The sequence below is a fragment of the Psychrobacter sp. TB55-MNA-CIBAN-0194 genome (genome assembly GCF_040309505.1).
GTDB classification, from domain to species: Bacteria; Pseudomonadota; Gammaproteobacteria; order Pseudomonadales; family Moraxellaceae; genus Psychrobacter; species Psychrobacter fozii.
Map to the genome: position 1 here is coordinate 1 of NZ_JBEOOW010000276.1, position 272 is coordinate 272.

Genomic DNA, 272 nt, shown 5'->3' on the forward strand with positions numbered 1-272 from the left:
CATAGATACTCTCGTGCCACAGTGCCAAATCCAAACCTAAAAATGCACCCGATAATAAGCCATAAAAAACAGCACGTTTTGAGCGCGGTAGCCGTTGCCCAGTCATTTTTGCTAATACCGCAAACACCACGCCTGAAATAGCCAAGCGCCAAAAAGCCATTGCCCAGCCACCGATGTCAACATGAGCGACGATTAAACTGCCCAAACCAAAGATCACACAGCCAATGAGCAAGCCAGTAGCAGCGGAGCGTGAAGAGGCAATAGCCATATAT

1 pseudogene is annotated in these 272 nt (G+C 48.2%); it reads right to left on the reverse strand.

Going from position 1 to position 272, the window contains the following annotated elements:
- Positions 1–268 (reverse strand): annotated as a pseudogene (locus AAEY75_RS15145) (DMT family transporter); the annotation flags it as partial.
- Positions 269–272: the final 4 nt, after the last annotated feature.